The 17,188-nt window shown below is 55.9% G+C and carries 12 protein-coding genes; 2 read left to right on the forward strand and 10 right to left on the reverse strand.

The window, feature by feature from the left end; genetic code table 11:
* The first annotated feature begins 71 nt into the window (after positions 1–71).
* Positions 72–1,202 (forward strand): tetratricopeptide repeat protein, encoded by a 1,131-nt coding sequence (locus BLU89_RS10115; RefSeq protein ID WP_074736714.1) that lies wholly within the window; start codon positions 72–74, stop codon positions 1,200–1,202.
* 191 nt (positions 1,203–1,393) lie between these two features.
* Entirely contained in the window at positions 1,394–3,607 is a 2,214-nt protein-coding gene (locus tag BLU89_RS10120; RefSeq protein ID WP_074736715.1) for an NADP-dependent isocitrate dehydrogenase, read from the forward strand.
* A 358-nt stretch (positions 3,608–3,965) separates the two neighbouring features.
* Here the strand turns inward: BLU89_RS10120 and BLU89_RS10125 are convergent, their stop codons facing one another.
* The 10 genes from BLU89_RS10125 to BLU89_RS10170 all read right to left on the reverse strand — a co-directional run bounded on the left by BLU89_RS10125 (position 3,966) and on the right by BLU89_RS10170 (position 17,180).
* Positions 3,966–5,072: a transporter substrate-binding domain-containing protein gene (locus BLU89_RS10125; protein WP_074736716.1), complete on the reverse strand. Its 1,107-nt coding sequence runs from the start codon at positions 5,070–5,072 to the stop codon at positions 3,966–3,968.
* Between the two features lie 43 nt (positions 5,073–5,115).
* Positions 5,116–6,378, reverse strand: coding sequence for a transporter substrate-binding domain-containing protein (locus tag BLU89_RS10130; protein ID WP_074736717.1), 1,263 nt, complete (start codon positions 6,376–6,378; stop codon positions 5,116–5,118).
* A gap of 23 nt (positions 6,379–6,401) precedes the next feature.
* On the reverse strand, positions 6,402–7,181 hold the full coding sequence (locus tag BLU89_RS10135) for a PP2C family protein-serine/threonine phosphatase (protein WP_074736718.1): 780 nt from the start codon (positions 7,179–7,181) through the stop codon (positions 6,402–6,404).
* Positions 7,181–8,140 (reverse strand): FHA domain-containing protein, encoded by a 960-nt coding sequence (locus tag BLU89_RS10140; RefSeq protein ID WP_074736719.1) that lies wholly within the window; start codon positions 8,138–8,140, stop codon positions 7,181–7,183. The genes BLU89_RS10135 and BLU89_RS10140 overlap by 1 nt, the downstream gene beginning before the upstream one ends.
* Positions 8,141–8,330: 190 nt before the next feature.
* Positions 8,331–10,475, reverse strand: a complete 2,145-nt coding sequence (locus BLU89_RS10145) for a serine/threonine protein kinase (protein WP_074736720.1) — start codon at positions 10,473–10,475, stop codon at positions 8,331–8,333.
* A gap of 339 nt (positions 10,476–10,814) precedes the next feature.
* Positions 10,815–12,104, reverse strand: coding sequence for a dynamin family protein (locus BLU89_RS10150; RefSeq protein WP_074736721.1), 1,290 nt, complete (start codon positions 12,102–12,104; stop codon positions 10,815–10,817).
* Positions 12,101–14,143 (reverse strand): dynamin family protein, encoded by a 2,043-nt coding sequence (locus BLU89_RS10155; protein WP_074736722.1) that lies wholly within the window; start codon positions 14,141–14,143, stop codon positions 12,101–12,103. Before BLU89_RS10155 ends, BLU89_RS10150 begins: the two co-directional genes overlap by 4 nt.
* A 70-nt stretch (positions 14,144–14,213) precedes the next feature.
* Positions 14,214–15,077, reverse strand: coding sequence for a hypothetical protein (locus BLU89_RS10160; RefSeq protein ID WP_074736723.1), 864 nt, complete (start codon positions 15,075–15,077; stop codon positions 14,214–14,216).
* A 23-nt stretch (positions 15,078–15,100) separates the two neighbouring features.
* Positions 15,101–15,502 carry a hypothetical protein gene (locus tag BLU89_RS10165; protein ID WP_074736724.1) on the reverse strand — a complete coding sequence of 134 codons (402 nt, stop codon included), beginning with the start codon at positions 15,500–15,502 and terminating at the stop codon, positions 15,101–15,103.
* A 25-nt stretch (positions 15,503–15,527) separates the two neighbouring features.
* Positions 15,528–17,180: a dynamin family protein gene (locus BLU89_RS10170; RefSeq protein ID WP_074736725.1), complete on the reverse strand. Its 1,653-nt coding sequence runs from the start codon at positions 17,178–17,180 to the stop codon at positions 15,528–15,530.
* Positions 17,181–17,188: the final 8 nt, after the last annotated feature.

The raw sequence follows: 17,188 nt of genomic DNA on the forward strand, positions 1-17,188 counted from the left end.
TTTCGTTCACTTGTACAGCTCCGTTAAAAATACTACCTTTAGTAGAAATTTCTAGATTTATAGGACCGTAGATGAAGGTTCGCATTGCCGCTCTGCTAACAATATGTGCAGCCGCGTTACTTTGGTTCACCGAACCACTCAAATCCAAGAATATTGAGAAGGTTTGCATCGACAAGACAGCCAATTTGGCAGACGTAGTTGACGCATGCACAACTATGCTCGAGGCTTGTGATCGACCTGCGGAACATGTTTATCTGTACTATGCCCGGCGTGCAGAGGCTCACTATTGTTTGGGTGAATACAGCAACGCAATTGACGACGCAGATAGGGCTTTGGACTATGCCCCATCTAGCGCTCGAATGTTAGTCTGGCGGGCATATGCAGCAAACGCGTTAGATGACCGCGCGACCTCTGATGCGGATTTTGAGCGTGCGTTGCAGTTCAACAATCAGGATGCGTACGTCCTTTATAACAGGGCAAAGCTGAATCGTAAGCGTGGCGAGATTGAAGCAGCAAAGCATGATTACCAAGCGGTACTGCAGATTGCACCAGATCATCAGGATGCAATGACGCAATTGATAGATCTGCTTCTCATTGAAGGCAATCATGACGAGGTCGAGAGATTACTGGATTATTCGCGTCTGACATGGCCGGAAGAGGAGTGGGTCTACACCAGTCAAATGTTCCATAGTCTTGAGCATTCGGGTGACATGAAACGCGCATTAGCCGCAGCTGAAACTTATGAAGATTTATTTCCTAACTCGCCAGATGGCACGTTTTATCTGGCCCTCGTGAGCTTTCGACTTGGTCGTGATGACAAAGGAATTACGTATGTCGAAAGGTATCTTGATCTTTTGGCCGAAGAAGAAACCACATTCCTCGGTTATACCAAGGGGATGTACGACAGGGCTCTTAGTTGGATTGTTCTCCGACAAGACGCAAGATGGCTGCAGCGCGTTTTCTTCTATGCAGGTATCGGAAAAACTGACCTCGCCAAAAATGAAGTCAAAGAATTTTTGAACGATACAGGGTCCAAGGGAAGAAAAATTCTTATAGGTCTGATCGAAAAAGAGGGGATCGCGATCACACACGAAGCGCGCAGAGGAGAGCCAGAGCATTTGGATAGCGCCATAGAAGCTTATGTTCTGCACAAAAAGGAACAATTCGGGTTAAGCCACTATGTCTCGCCCACAACACCGTGAGCGCAGCACCCCGTGTCAATTTGCGCCTCTGTATTCGATTGATCCCAAGCCAATCCTCATTTAATGGAGGCCCTGTCAAATCAGAGTCACCCGTGGGGCCGCTGTGTCCCCTCACGGCTCAGTGCCAATGTCACGTCGGCACATAGCTCTTGGATCGCACGCCCCTGAGAGGCTTAAAAAGGTAAGGGAATATGGCAGAAAAATCGAACTTCGACGTATTGTATACCATTGTAGACGAAGCGCCTGAATTGGCGAGCGCCTCGTTCCTGCCCATCATCCGCAAGTTTGCATCAGCCGCTGGAGTCAGCGTCGGCACCAAGGATATATCGCTGGCCGGACGCATTATTGCGACTTTCCCCGAGAACCTGACAGACGAACAGCGCATCACCGATGACCTGGCAGCACTGGGTGAGTTGGTGAAAACACCGGACGCAAACGTCATCAAACTGCCCAACATCTCGGCATCGGCACCGCAACTGGTAGCAGCCATCGAAGAGCTGCAGTCGCAGGGCTACAACATACCAAACTACCCCGAAGAGCCTTCGACTGATGAAGAAAAGGCGATCCGGGCACGTTATGACGCCATCAAGGGCTCGGCAGTGAACCCTGTGCTGCGTGAGGGCAATAGCGACCGTCGCGCCGCGCGTGCCGTGAAGAATTATGCACAAAATAACCCGCATTCGATGGGCGACTGGAGCACGGACAGTAAGACCAAAGTGTCATCAATGCCGGGCAATGACTTCTACGCCAACGAGAAATCGGCGACGATCACCACAGCGCAGGCTGGTAATGCAAAGATCGAATTTGTCGGCAAGGATGGCAGCGTCACCGTATTGAAAGACGCTTGGCCACTGGAAGAAGGCACCGTGGCTGACGCAACCTTCATGTCGGTCAAGGCTTTGTCGTCTTTCCTCGCGGACGCGATCGAAGACACCAGGAAAGACGGGACCATGTTCTCGCTTCACCTGAAGGCGACGATGATGAAAGTCAGTGACCCAATCATTTTTGGCTATGGGGTCAAAGCTTGGCTTGCCCCGGTGTTTGAGAAATTCGGCGCTGAAATGGATGCGTTGGGTGTTAACCCGAACTCGGGGCTTGGTGATCTGCTTGAGCGGGTTCAGGGCAATGCAGACATCATGGCCGCAGTCAACGCGATCAAAGGTGATCGCCCGTCAATGTACATGGTGGATTCGGATCGCGGTATCACCAACCTTCACGTCCCATCGGATGTGATCATCGACGCATCGATGCCCGCAGTGATCCGCGCTGGCGGTAAGGGCTGGGATCAGACGGGGGCTAAAGGTGATACAAACTGTGTTATCCCTGACCGTTGCTATGCATCTGTATATGACGAAGCCATTAACTTCTTCAAAGCCAATGGCGCGCTGAATCCAGCAACAGCCGGTGCCGTCGCCAACGTCGGGCTCATGGCGCAGAAGGCTGAGGAATACGGCTCTCACCCGACTACATTCCAGGCCCCGGCAAACGGCACCATTCGCATCGTATTGGCTAACGGTGACGTGCTGCATGAGCACGAAGTTGAATCTGGTGACATCTGGCGCGCATGCACCGTGAAGAAAGCTCCGATTGAGAACTGGATTCAACTGGCGATGGACCGTCAGCGCCTGACCGGTTCTGAGTCAATCTTCTGGTTGGATGCAAATCGTGCGCATGACGCAGAACTGATCCAACATGTCCAACCGGTGCTTGAGGCCGCGGGCGTAGCCGACAAGTTCCTGATTATGGCCCCGCGCGAAGCGACCCGCCAATCGCTTGAGACCATCACAGCCGGCAACGACAGCATAGCCATCACCGGGAACGTATTGCGGGACTACCTGACCGATCTGTTCCCGATCCTCGAATTGGGCACGTCAGCCAAGATGTTGTCGATCGTCAAACTGATGAATGGCGGCGGCCTTTTCGAAACGGGTGCGGGTGGCTCGGCCCCGAAACACGTCCAGCAATTGGTTGAAGAAAACCACCTGCGCTGGGACTCCATGGGTGAGTTCTGTGCCTTGGGTGAATCCCTGAGCTTTCTGGCCGATAGCAAGGGCAACGCCAAAGCTGGTGTGCTGGGTGCGGCAGCTGAGGCTGCGACGCAGGGCATCCTGGATAACAACAAGTCGCCCAGCCGTAAGGTTGGCCAACCAGACAACCGTGATAGCCACTACTGGTTTGCACGCTACTGGGCCGAAGCGCTGGCGGCACAATCTGATGATGCCGATCTTGCCGCCGAGTTTGCGCCACTCGCAACCGCGTTGGCAGACAAGGAAGAGCAGATTTTGGCAGAGTTGGCAGCGGCCCAGGGCAAGCCAGCGGATCTGGGCGGATACTTCCACACCGATCAGGCCAAAGCGGCAGCAGTGATGCGCCCCAGTGCGACGTTGAACGCACTTATAGGGTAAGTTTCAGATCGACCAAAATCCTTAGCGAGAAACCGGCCCTTAGCGGGCCGGTTTTTTTTCTCTGAATAAGAAAAGGGCCGACCCCCATAGCCAGCCCTTTTCTGAGTGAGTGGTGGGGCTGACGCCTCACCGGTGCAGTTGAGTTAATCCTACGCTTATTGCTCATCCTGAATATTGGGGGATTCCCGTAGAGGAGTGGTTTTTTTGACCGTTTAACAGCAATATTGGATATTATGTATGCTCTAAAGGACTGATACATTGTTTCCCCCTTCCGGCGACCTCAACAGACGATTCTGAACGACAAAAAAAGGGCCGGTCCTGAGACCGGCCCCAAAGATTGGTCGAATCGACCGAGGGATCAGTTGGATGCAGCGTTCAGCTTTTCATTCTGCTCACGCAGAGTGTCCGAAATAATCGCGTACCATTCACCCGATTCACGCATTTCAATCAAACCCTTGTTCATCATGGCGATGTATTCGCGCGCGAACGGGTTGGTGCGATGCGCAAGGAAGCTCATCGACGACAGAGTCGAGACATACGGATTCTCAACGATGTCAGCCGAAGTCAGGCCCATGTCCTTCATTGTCGATGCGAACAGGTCGACTTCGAATGCCGCTACATCAGCTGTACCGGTCAATACAGCATCAAGGCATTCGCGGGCCGAATTAGGCTGAACCACGGTTGTGTTGTTATGGTTCAGACCTTGTTCTTCCAGAACCACCATGCTCCAGCCGGACATACGGCAAATGGTCGATCCTTCGAGATCCGAGAAATCCGTCGCCTTTGCATAATCGCTTTCAGGCAAGGTGAAGAAACCTCCGACGATATCGTACACCGGAACCGAAGCGACAAATTGCGTGCAGCGGGCTTCGGTCGCCTCAGACCACTCATACGAGCGGTTGGTGCAATCAGGGACGGTCCAAGCGATCGAGATGTCAAACGCGCCAAGGGGCAGAAGCGTGTCCAGATGCGAGCTCCAGTCGTCCACAAAGCTGACCGAGTAGTCCCGGCTGTTGCCAGCCCGCTGAAGGCTGGTTGTCGCCAGACGAGTCATGATTCCGCCACCGTTCAACGACTCGGTGGTAAACGGTTCCCATCCGTTACCTGCCACCAACTTGATCGGTGGTGCATAAACATTCGAGCGTTTTACGCTTGCCGCGCGCTTTTCTTCCGCGGCAATCAGTTCCTGAGCACTTTGACCATTGGGCAGGCTGCCATCCTCACAGGGCAGAGCCAGCACGAGGCCCGGGGAAAGCGAACCGGGGTTGGTGATCGCATTCCGGTTGGCGTTAAAGATCGGCTGGTAGTTCGAGGTGCCATAGGCGGCGATGGCAATGGTCGCCAGCGTATCGCCGTCCTGAACGGTATAGTTGTTGCAGGCCTCTTGCGCGGCGGCGGCGCCGGCGCTCAGAGCGGTGAAGGCTGACGCCGACAGTACTGCTTTCTTCAGTTTCTTGTTAAACATGTCCACTTCCTCCAGTGTTTATTTAGTCAGGCCAATTGGGGGTTTAGCCATTTTCCATTTGATGGCGCAGCGCGGTTGAAACGATATCGCGCCATTCGCCGGATTGCTGCATGATCGCCAGACCCTGGTTGAGCGTCTCAAGGACCGCTTCCCCATCCGGATTGTCTTTGTGGGTCATTACGTTAAGCGACTTGATTGCCGCCAGGTTGGGGTTTTCGATGATCTGATGCTCATAGCCCAACCGCCCGATCACCTCGACGGCCAAATGGGCCTCGATCGCAACGATATCGGCGTTACCTTCCATAACTGCATGGAAGCAGTCATCCGGCGAGACCGGGCGCATCAGGGTAATGGCGGGTTCGTAGAGGCCGACCGCATCCATATGCGACAGCGACCACCCTTCGGGTCGGCAAATCGTTGTGCCCGCGAAATCCGCGTATGTCAGCGTCTGTTCGTACCCCGAGCCGTCCTTTGCAAAGAACGTGTCCACAACTTCGTAGAACGGGTTAGAGAAGTTATAGGTCTCGCAGCGCACCCGGTCTTTTTCCGACAGCGAGTCGACTGCCTCACAATTCGGACGCGACCACGGGAAGGTGGCATCAAAGGCGAGCGTCGGCATCAACAGATCCAGATGTGAAGACCAGTCATTGACGAACTGGATTTTGTAGGACTGTTCAGGCGCGGCCCGCAGCATCGCGGTCTCAACCAGATTGGTGTAGAGGCCACGATTTGGCAGCGCTTCATCGGTAAAGGGCGCGTAGTTACCCCCAGTGATCAGCAAGAGTTGGCGGTCACGAATTTCCGGGCGTTCACCGGCATCCGCATTGCGGATCAGCGCAGCCCCTTCGGCACGCGCAGCCTCGATTTCTTTCTTGGCCGCAGCTTTGGCATCAATCACCGCATCCTCGCTGGCCTTTTTGGCTTCGGCCTCTGCCGCAGCGACGCGGGCTTCGGCTGCGGCGATGGCCTTTTCGGCCCGCTCTTCGGCGGCTTTGACCAGTTCGGACGCCATTTCAGCGGCCATGCGACCAGCTTCGGTGTCCGGCACCTGTGCCGAGCGGCCGACATCTTCCAGACAGGGAAAGGTCAGTACATCGCCAACGCGGATGATGTTGGGGTTCGAACCAATGATATCCCGGTTTGCGTCATAGATAATCCGGTAGTCCTCGGTCGCGTAGACTGCGAGAGCCAGTTCCCGCAAACTGTCGCCACGCTGGATTTCGTAGGTCGAGCACGCCTCTTGCGCCGACGCCGCTCCTGTCGCGGCCGCAAGAGCCAGGCTAGATATGATAAGATGGTTTCTCATTTGGTCCTGTTTCACTGCCTTGTTTATGTCTGTGCCGGTTTGACGACGGCGATTGAAATATTGTCCTGGTTCGGGTCGGCCTTGGCGTGCAACGCCTGAAGAAGCGCGTCGGCAATATCGCGGGCCGGAGATTGAATATGCGTGCGCAGCAATGCTTCGATTTCGGCATTGCCGAGATACTGCAGCCCGTCGCTGCCGAGGATCAGAACATCCGCCGCCTTCAGCGCCAGAGGCTGTTCCGGACAATCAACCTTCGGGATCGCAGCGCCCATGATGACCGAAGTCAGCTGATTGCGGTCGGGGTGGGCCTGCGCCTCTTCTGTGCTTAGCAACCCTTGGGCCAACTGCGCGTCAATCAGCGGGGCCATCGAGTGATCCTCGTTGATCTGCGACAAGGCGCCGTCGCGAAACAGATACAGCGGGCTGTCACCGATCGAGATCCAGAAGACCCGGTGATCCAGCATCAGAATGCCCAGCAGGGTAGAGCCCAGATTGACCTTGTTTTCTTCACCATGGCTAGCCATCGCGGCGTTGGCCTGCATTGCGGCCAGCGGCAGAGCGTCGAGCAGAGCGCCCTCGGAAAGGTCGGGCCCGTCCAACTGGGCATCCATTGCATCATGCCACGCCGAAATGACCAGTTGCGATGCAACATCACCTGCCTCATGGCCGCCCATTCCGTCGGCAATGACAACGTATCCCGCATTTGCCGTGTCCGAGACCCGAGCGGCAATCGCGTCTTCCTGCGAGCCGCGCCGACCCTGGTCCAGGATCAGGGCAATATCATATGCAGGGGTCGCCAGCATTAATCGGCATCCCGCCAGTCAAAACCATCATCGCAGAATGCGGTAAAGCGAACCGAAGTTTCGCTGATACGGACAAGATCACCGCTAGACAGAGCAATGGTGCTGAGCACCGGCTTTCCATTCAAACGCACGAGATTAGCCTTACCACCATGACCCAGATAACACTTCCGGTCTTCCGGATCGTAGGCGATGACGGCGTGATTGCTCCGCGAGATTCCGGTATCGCCAAAATCCAGCTGAATGGCCTGATCGTCGTTGCGCCCGATCTGCATCAGCCCTTCGGTCAAGGTAACACAGGCACCCCGACCGGGGCCGGCGGTTATGACCAGCCAGCCAACAGGGAAAGTCTCTTGCGTTGAATCCGTTTTTGCAACGGGTTCAGCGGTTTCGATCAGTTCTTGAACATGCGTATCAGCCCTTTCAAAGCCCAAGAAGGTGGTCTTGACACGCGAGCGTCTGTCCTCGGCTGGGGCAGGGGCCTCAGCGGATTGCGGTGCTTCGTCAACCGGCATTGGGACAGGTTCTGATGCCGGTTCGGCGGCGAACTCTGGCTGATCAGGGGCCTCGGCTACGTCTTCGCTTTCCGAGCCCGCTAGTTCAGCGACTTCTGCCAACGGCTGCTCTTCTTCAGCGACGTCCTCCGTATTCAAGTGAAGCGTGACGATCTGCTCATCATCGCCTTCGACCTCCGGGGCCTCGGCTACTTCCTCTTCAACGGTCTGATCTTCGTCGAACTCCGGCATGGGTTCTTCCGGGATCAGTTCGTCTGTTTCCTCGTAACTGTCCGAGTTCACGTTGCCACCCGCAAGTGCTGCGCGAAGGGCGTTGAAATCCGCGATCGGCTCGGGTTTTTCAGTCTCTACAGCTTCTTCAACTGCTTCGATCTCTGCTGCATCTTCTTCTTTCGGTTTGCCGGCACCTTCGAGAAGCCGGCTAAGAGGGCTTTTATATTTGAACATGGTGTCGACACCTTCTTTGATTTCTGATGCGGATAATTTCCCGCGAGACTGCTGTTAACCGCTGCGCCAAAGGCGGAGGTCACTGATGAAGAGGGAACAGATAAACATTTACTTTGCGACGGGCCCAAATCCCGACGGGGTGACGTTTGAGGCGGCACCCCCAGTACACACGCTGGCGGCACCTATACGATTACTCCTGCGTCAACTGCATGATCGCAGTGATTTCGGTCCCGTTGCGCAGAACGCTCAGGCGGGCTTCGGGATTATTCTCGGACACCAGCCCGGCAAGGATGTCATCCAGACTCTCGGGCTCGCTGATCGCTACACCGCTTTGTACTTCGCGCAGCAGGACGTCACCTTGCTGCAATCCGCCTGCAGTTTCTTGCGGGATCGTTGCTACGACGGTCTGCCATCCGGCTTCACCGGTGTGATGCACATCGAATGTATACCCATTTTGCAAGCCAAAGCTGCGATGCGCGGGCAGGGCCAGCAATCCGTTCTGAGCTCGTGTCTGCCCCAGAGTACGATATCGGGCCGCCACACGAATATAGCCATCCGGATCAACTGAGAAATCATCCAGAACCTGAGCGGCAAGCGGCGCATCCGAGCGGATCGGTTCACTGTTCAGGGTAAAGATCGTAGCACCGCGCTCAACCCAATCCCCAATCACAGATTTATCCTGACCCGGATTGAGATTGTTGATCGCGATAACGTTGCCGGTTGAACTGCGACGCTTGGACATCGAGAAGGGGATTTCAACATCCCAATGCCCAAACGCCACCTGGTTTTCGGCCAGGTTTACTGGCGTCACCGGTGCGCTGGATGTGACCTCAACCACCTCGGGTTCTGGCTCGGCAACAATATCCGGTTGTGCGTCCGTGACGACGTCGGCTGCCTGTGTCTGCTCGACAGGTTGGTCCTGCGACGTTTCTGGTTCTGGTACCGAAGCAACCTCGGCCGGTTGCGGCTCTGTTACGGCTTCGGCAGTCTGCTCGACTGGTTCTGACGCTGCATCATCGGGTACCGGAGCGGCCGGAACCTGTGCAGTCGCCGTGGTTGCCTCGGGCGTTGGCTGATCGCCCGCCATTATGAAATATCCACCGGCTGCCAGCGCCGCAAACACAACCGCCACGCCCACGATCATCTTGCCACTGCCACCCGAGCCGCTTTTTACAATCGTGTCGACCGTAGCCATGGCCTCGTCCTGCGGCGCGAATTTGGCGCGGTCATCTTCCGACTTGTCCTCATTTCCAAGGGCCAGATCAGAGTTGCCGGCCAGCAGAGCAGTCACTACGGCCTCGGCGTTCTCGCTTTCTGCTTTGATCCGTTCCTTTTCCGCCTGCTCGTCCTTGCGATCCATGCCGACGATGACCGAAACTGGGCGATAGGCGAAACTGTCGAACATCACACCGGGCCCGCGGAACATGCGCAGCCAGTCAAGCGCTGTTTGCAACCGGTCAGTTGCGTGCACCTCCATCGCCTTGTCAATCGCTTTGAGGAACCCGTCCGGATACCCTTTGAAGCGTCCTGCCAGAGGCGTATAGGGATCAGATTGATCGTTGTTGAAAGCGTTCAGGCGCGTCTGACCGTCGATCGGACGCTCACCGCTGATGGCATGATAAAGCGTTGCCGCCAGCACATAGAGGTCACTGCTTGGCCCCTGATCCGCACCGCGCACATAGAACTCGTGTGGAGAGTAGCCGTCCTTGATCACCCGCAGCGTCAGCAGTGCTGCCGACTTGTTTGCCGCTTGTTCACGCGCCGCACCGAAATCAATCAGGATTGGCTCGCCATTCTCGTCAATCAAAATATTGTCGGGCGAGATATCGCGATGCAACATACCGCTTTGGTGAATGAAGGACACCGCAGACAGCATTTTTTCTGTGGCCTGAACAATAAAGTCCGGCCCGCTTTTGTTGTCGGGATTCTCGACGTAATCCAGCAGATCGCAACCCCGGATCAGATCCATCGCGATATAGGCGGTGTTATTGTCTTCGAACACCTGATGCACGTCGACGATATTCGGGTGGACCAGCCGCGCATGGTTGCGGGCTTCCTGAATGAACAGATCTATGATCGCGCGCAGGTCATCCTTATGGTCAGGATTGGCGGGCTCGACCAGATCACCATTCCGCTGGCAGAGCGCCCCTGGATAGCATTCCTTGATGACAACATCCCGATCCAGGCTATCCCGTGCAAGATAGGTAATTCCAAAGCCGCCGTTGCTAAGAAAGCGCAGGATCTCATACTGACCGCGCAGCAGCTTTGCGCCTGGCTGCAATCCTTCGATGTGAGGTTCGTCGTGCGTCGCGCCGACCGCCTGGTTGTGGCTCATTTCTTCCCGCCCATATTACTCGTTTTGCGGCATGGATAACTAGGGCTTCAGCCCGCGAACTCACAACCAAACACAACCGCAGGACACTTGAGACGGTTAGACGTTTCAAATTTGACATTATTGGGGCCGCCTCATGGCTTCACTATGGACCCGGAAAAAGAAAAACATAAATATGGTGTGAATGGGATAGTGTACCACCATATATGGTAATTTAGCGATGAACTATTTGGAGTCTATATCGTCGAGATGGAGGCTTGGTCCACGGATTCGAAACAATAGCGGTGTGATTCCGCATCCTTCGAATCGCTGCGATGCGGCTCAATTAAAGCGGGAAAACGACTAGGTACCAGTTCTTGAGGGTGCCGAGGCAACCGTACTACCGGCCCAGGCCAGATTGTCACTAAGCTGCGCGAGGATGCTTATTGCGTCCTTCAGCGGTGCATCGCCACTTTCAAATTGCAGCAACAACAGCAGATCGGTCGCCTTTTCGAATTCTGCCGGAATCCAGTCCCCCTTGGGGTCGATTTCGGCACCGGACTCCAGCCGCTCGGAAAAATCCTCAACGATTTCCTGACAGCTTTGGAGAAAAGCCGCAGGCTCGATATCCGAACTTTCGCGCAGGTCGTTGTATATGCTGGCGATAGCGGCCAGCCAGTCCTCGAGGATCGGATTGTCCAGAGGGGGCAGGGCGGTTTCAAGGCTTGCAAGAACGGTTTTGCCATCCGCTTCGGTGTCACTTTCCTGAGCAGCACCAGTGAGCTTTTCCATATATGGCAGGAATTCTTCGGCCAGATCTTTTCGCGCAGCTTCAAGATCGTGCCGCCGGTGATCCGACGCGACACGCAAAACTTGTTCAGCCAGGTTCTGGCCGCCGCATGTCTCCCACAAATCGAAATCCGGCTCGGGTTCCTGCTCCATGGCCCGAACAGCAACCGGGGTACCGATCGGAACAACTGCTCGGAACAGCTCGCCCTTTTCCTTGTTCAGACGGGAAACGACCCGATCCAGCGAATCACGAACCGGTGGCAGATCGGCATGAGTTACGGCCATCAAACTGTTATCACGCAGTTTTTGCGGAACCTGCGACCATAGGTGGCGCTCTGTCTCGCGCCATGCATTGGTGCCGTTGGTGCACCAGATTGCGCAATCCACATAATCCAGCAGCCCCAGTGTCTGCTTGTAGGTATCATCCAGCGCGCCCGCACCGGGCAGATCAAACAACGAGATCTCTTGCAGGGCAGGGGTGTTCAGCCCGACCGAGATGAAATCAGGGTCGTCCAAAGCTGCTTTTTCCAGCGCTACGCCAGCATAGACCTTGGGTTCCTTATTCCACCAGCCGACTGTCGTCTCTGGTGTTTCGGCATATGCCACGATGACCAGTGGCAGTTTCAGATGCTGCGGCCCGGTGGGCAGAATATCAGCACCCGCAAGCATGTTCGCGAGACTGGACTTTCCGGCACCAAACTCACCGGCGAAACCGATTGAAACCGCGTTCGAAAGCCTCTCGGCATAGGCCAGCGCACGGGTGCGCATGTCATCCAGCTCTGCCGAAGAGGGGGTGTTTTCAGTGGCGGTCAGGAAACGCTCCAGCTGGCGCACTTCCTTCTCGGTTCCGGGGAATTCAATCATTCTGCGGCCTCTGCCTGTCGAGTGTCCACGGGCGCGGCTCCATTCACCGCACCCAGTTCATCGCTGATGCGCCGCGCTTGGTCAACCGCACGTTGCGCATCTGTGCGCGCATTCGTGCCATCGGGTCCGGCGCGGTGTTCCAAATGCCCGGCCAGCAACGCCAAATAGTGATCCAGAACGGTCTTCATCCGCTCGATAAGGTCGCTACGGGCGGTATCGACCAGATCATCGCCGATCATCTCAAACTCCTGAACGATCATCTTTTCCGCGCGGTTCAGAACACTGCGGCGCGAAATCAGTCGCGACAGCCACGTTACACGCAGCTCAACCGTAATGCCCCGGGTCAACGCACTGGTATCCGGGCGGAACCAACGCACGGCGCTGGTATTCATCCGGCTGTCTACAGGCTCCTGCCAGCCGGGCAGGGCACGCAAGGCAGCGTTGCTTTGCATATCGATGGCATAAAGCTCGCTGAGCATACGCTGGCGCACCACTTGCGTTGCCCCCTGAACCAGTTCGCGCATCCGCTCACGCAGCGGTGTAAAGTTCAGTTCGGTATCACCATCTTTGGCTAGCAAGGGTGATTGCCCATCGGGTCCACGAACCACAATCGAAACGGCCTCGGTTACGGTGTCATCCATAACGCCCCGCAGATTGGCCAGCACATCGTCCATATCGTTAGTTATCGCTTCGGACTTTTCAGCGACCAGCGTGCGCAGCTCGGCAAGCGTTTTGTTGTTTTCCTCAACGTCGGCTGTGTCGGGCCCATCCTGCTCTTCGATCGCGCGCAACCGCGCCGCACTGCGCTCGAGTTCACCCTGAGCAAAGCTGTTGAGATGTTGCCACGCCATATTGAGATGCTCTTGGCGCGGCCCGTCCGTCAGCGCTTTAGTGACGTGACGACGCAGATCTGGCAGTCCTGATGCGATCATTGCTGCAAAGCGTAAAACGCCTTCTCGGCTGATGGGGCCGGGGCCATTCTTGATCTCTTCGACACCTTCCAGATACTGCTTCATTTGCTCGGGATGCGCCCGCAGCCATGCGAGAATCTGATCGTGATCAATCCCGCTTTCATCACCGGTCAGGGCATAATGCGCCCACTGAGCGCTGCCCATCAGCACATCAATGTCCGAATTGCCGAGCGCCTGTTCAAGCCCGTTCATCACGTCAGCACGCACTTTTGAGGCGTCCTCGGCACCGCCACCCAGCTCGTCCACGCGGTTGATGAAAACCACTATCTGACCAAGTTCCAGCGCCTGCATCAGGCGGAACAGCTTCAGGTCGGCGCGCGAAAGTGCCTGATGTGCCGACAGCACCACAACAAAGAAGTCAGATTCCTTGAGGTATTGGCGCGAGATTTCTTCGCGGATCAACAGCGGGTCATTGACGCCCGGAGTATCGGTTACAGTCACCGGATAGGGGAAATGGCCGATGTCAAAATAGACCTCGGCCTTGCGGGTGATATCACTGTAGAGCCCGCGATCCGAACCGGGGTCATACTGATCTTCGTCTGTCGGATCATCCCCCGCACAGACATAGCGTGCCAAATCGTCCGTGGTCAGTTCGTCCAGATCGTGATGCTGGCCCAGCAGGTGCTTGTAGCTTTCGCCCAGACGCAGCTTGGCGCGGGTTTTCATCGCCTCGACCTGCTCTTCGATCATTTCGCGCTTATAGCTGTCCTCTTCATCGGGGAACATGTTGCGCAGTTCTTCACCTTCGGCGATCAGCGCCTGCCATTGGCGGTTGTCGAAGAAGTGAAACTCGGCACCTGATGTCCGACCCGACGGGTGGCCGAAATGCATGTCAGTGATTACGGTCGTCCAGGGGTTCACATCCGAGGGAAGATATTCGGCCTGTCCGGTAAACCCATTAATCAGGCGCGATTTCCCGGCCTTGATCTGGCCGACGAAGGCGATCGAGGGCTTGAGGTTCGACAAGTCGTCAACGATGCGCGAGATGAAGTGACGTGTTTCGTCATTGCTAATCCCGTTCATGTCTTCTGCGATGCGAATAAGCTCGCGGCGGTTCATTTCACTCATAAGATTTACCCTGGTAACTCGTATTTTTGATTTAACATTTCAAATTGGACACTATTTGGCAGGAACGCGGTCATTCGGCGGCGTTTTTAAAGGCTTTCCATAGATTAACGACGGCGCCCAGCTTGCGGACATCATGCACGGCGGCGGCAGTTTCCCGTCCATCGCGCAGGATGGCGAGGCCAGCCCCCTGACCACCTGTCGGGCGCATAACAATCAGTTGTGGCTCGGACAATGCATCGGAACCGTCAGTTTGCCACCCGGCGAGATCACGTGCGAAGCGGGTCAGCAGATCTTTTTCCGGGTGCGCTGGCTGCCCAGGCGCACAAAGACCTTCGCACCGCGTTTCAGCATCTACCCCTCCGATAAGTATCCGACCCAATGCAAACCGTTCAGCACTCTCATAAAACTTGCGGGCGATCCCATCAGGTTCCTGCGGTTCCGCTTCTGGCTGAGCTTCTGGTTTAGGTACCTGGTCCGGAACGATGGTCATGCGCGGTTCTTCGGGTAGTGCAATCCGGGCACAGGCTGCGTAGACTTCTGAAAGAGTAATACCCACGTCATCAGCCTCAATCGTTACATCCGGGCGCAGGGAAACCAGTTCCAGTGGACCCGGTGCAGTCGCGATCTCTGATACTAGTTGGGCCAGACGTTCGGTCAGATTCTCACGCGCCTCGGTTTCAAAATCCGGTACCGAGCCCGATACACAGCGAAACACATCCGTTATCCGGGAACTGTTGACCTCAATCGCCAGTACCGCGCCGTCAGCAGCCGTGAATTCCAACCGCCGAGGCAGGATCGTACCACGAATTGCTCCCAGAACTTCGTCCCGGCGCACCTGAGCATTGTTACCGGACAGGTAGACCGCCGGAGATAATCGCGCGACCGAAGACCGCCCGATGTCTTCGAGCATATCCAGAATTTCACTATCCATCATGCCGTGACCCCCTCTGGTCCCGTCTAAACTGCAGCCGCTACTGGTTCGAGGCTGAGATGTGATTTTGTAAGCGCCAGTCCAACATTTGCACTGTCGCGGCAGATATAGCACACGACGTGATCAGGATACTCCCGCGTCCTGAGAAAGATGTGCAGACGATCATTCGAGAACACCGCGATTTCCCCAAATCCGGCGTGTTCCGCCTCATCAACATCAGCCGCGCGCAACAACTCTTCAAAGCCACGCATCCCGCGGCCCTGAAACAGGTTCACAACCGCTATTGCAAGATTTTCCAGCGCATCGGCGCTGTCCTTGTCGGATGCGTCGACGCCCAACAACATGCCTGTTTCCATATCAACATACCCGGCTGCGATGCAGTCGGGTATGGTCTTGATGGCCGAAGCCAAAGCGGATTCTATAGACATTCAGACACCCACCATCGGGACAAACCTAAACAGCATGCCATTCTGCCCCGCCGCTTTTTGTGGATTCAGGAACCCCGCGCAACGTGCCCTGGTTTCTTCGCGCATCATGTTCCATCGCGATCTGATCAAACTCGGACAGAAACGCCGCAAAGGCGCTTTTCAGACCCTTCGCATCATCGGGCAGGTTTTCACGCGCCACGATTTCACCCCACATCTCCAATGCGCTGAGCGGAGATGCAACAGATATATCCCTCGGAACTTCAGCCTGAGTGTGATCACCCTCGGCATCGATTTCATCTGGGGTGTTTTCGTTATTCATCGACACCACGCAGTTGGGTGCCAGAGAATTCGATTCCGGCTCGGGCTCGTATTCGTCTGCAGAGCTCTCTGACTGTTCGGCCAGCAGGGCCGTAATTGAGGAAACTGAGACTTCGATGTCCGAGGTATCCGCGACCTCTGCTGAAGCAGTCGGAGCGCTCTCCGTCACTTCGGCAGGATCTGATCCTTCATCAGGGCTGAGAACAATAAGTTCTGCGTCTTCCTGGTCCTCGTCTTCGTCGTCCATAAAGTCGAATTCATCAACGTCGGTTACCGGATTCGCAAGAGTGTTCAAATCCAGAGGTTCGTCCGACTGGTCCGAAAACAGCGCGCGCAGATCTTCTTCGACCGGCTCCGCTTCGGTCGTCATCTCAGCGCGCAAACGCTCAGCTTCCTCCGCATCGATCCGTGCGTGCCCGGTGTCTTCGGCCCGCCGTTCGACGCGGGCCGGGCGCACTGGGAAACTGGTGATGACATCACTTTCAGCTTCTGCGCCGTCCTCTTCCAACGGCGTCACAAGTTTTAGCGGTGCATCGCCAGAGTGTTTCTCGGGCCGCATAGGTTGAACCTTGGGCCCCTCAGATAGCGATTTGTCAATCTGGTACCGAGCCAGCATATCGGCGCGACTGTCCATGATCTGTTCGGTGATCTCAAGAAAGCTGTCGACCATCTTGCCACCACCGCTGCGCGACCACAGTTCAGTATCACCCGTTTTGTCACGCGCCATGATGGCATCGCGCGCCGAAAACAGAATGGTGCGATTGAACAAATGACCCGCCTCACGGTTCACGCGGCGCAAGACCTTTTGCCGGTCTTTCTGACCCAGCGCATCTGCGCGTGTGATCAACAGAAGCGACTTATGCTGCAGGCGTTCGGGCAGCGACACCCATGTTGCGCGCTCGGTTTCGCGCCAGGCCTGGGTCGAGTGGGTGCACCACAACACACCATTGGCCTGACCAACCGCGCGCTGCCAGACATCGGTTGAGATTTTAGGATCCGAAATTCCGGGCGTGTCGATCAGATCAACTGCCTCAAGGATATCAGCCTTCAGGAAGATACGTATGAACTGTGCGTCGTTGACACCAACCTGCTCAAGCTGATTCAATTCGATAGTCTGAGTGCTGCCATCATGTCGTTTGACATAGGCTGGTCGGCTGCCCCAACTGAACCAGATCGGCGGCAACTGAGTTGCAGTGACCTGCGTCGGCAAGGCCTGCTTGCGCAGCAGGAAATTCATCAATGTCGATTTACCGGCACTGAATTCCCCCATAAGCGCAAACACGGGTTTGCGGCGGGACCACTGCTCGATGCGGTTCCAGGCCTTGGGAGAGACGAAGCGGGTTTGTGAATCTTTTACCATAACTCTTC

The sequence above is a fragment of the Ruegeria halocynthiae genome (assembly GCF_900106805.1).
In the GTDB taxonomy this organism is placed as follows: domain Bacteria; phylum Pseudomonadota; class Alphaproteobacteria; order Rhodobacterales; family Rhodobacteraceae; genus Ruegeria; species Ruegeria halocynthiae.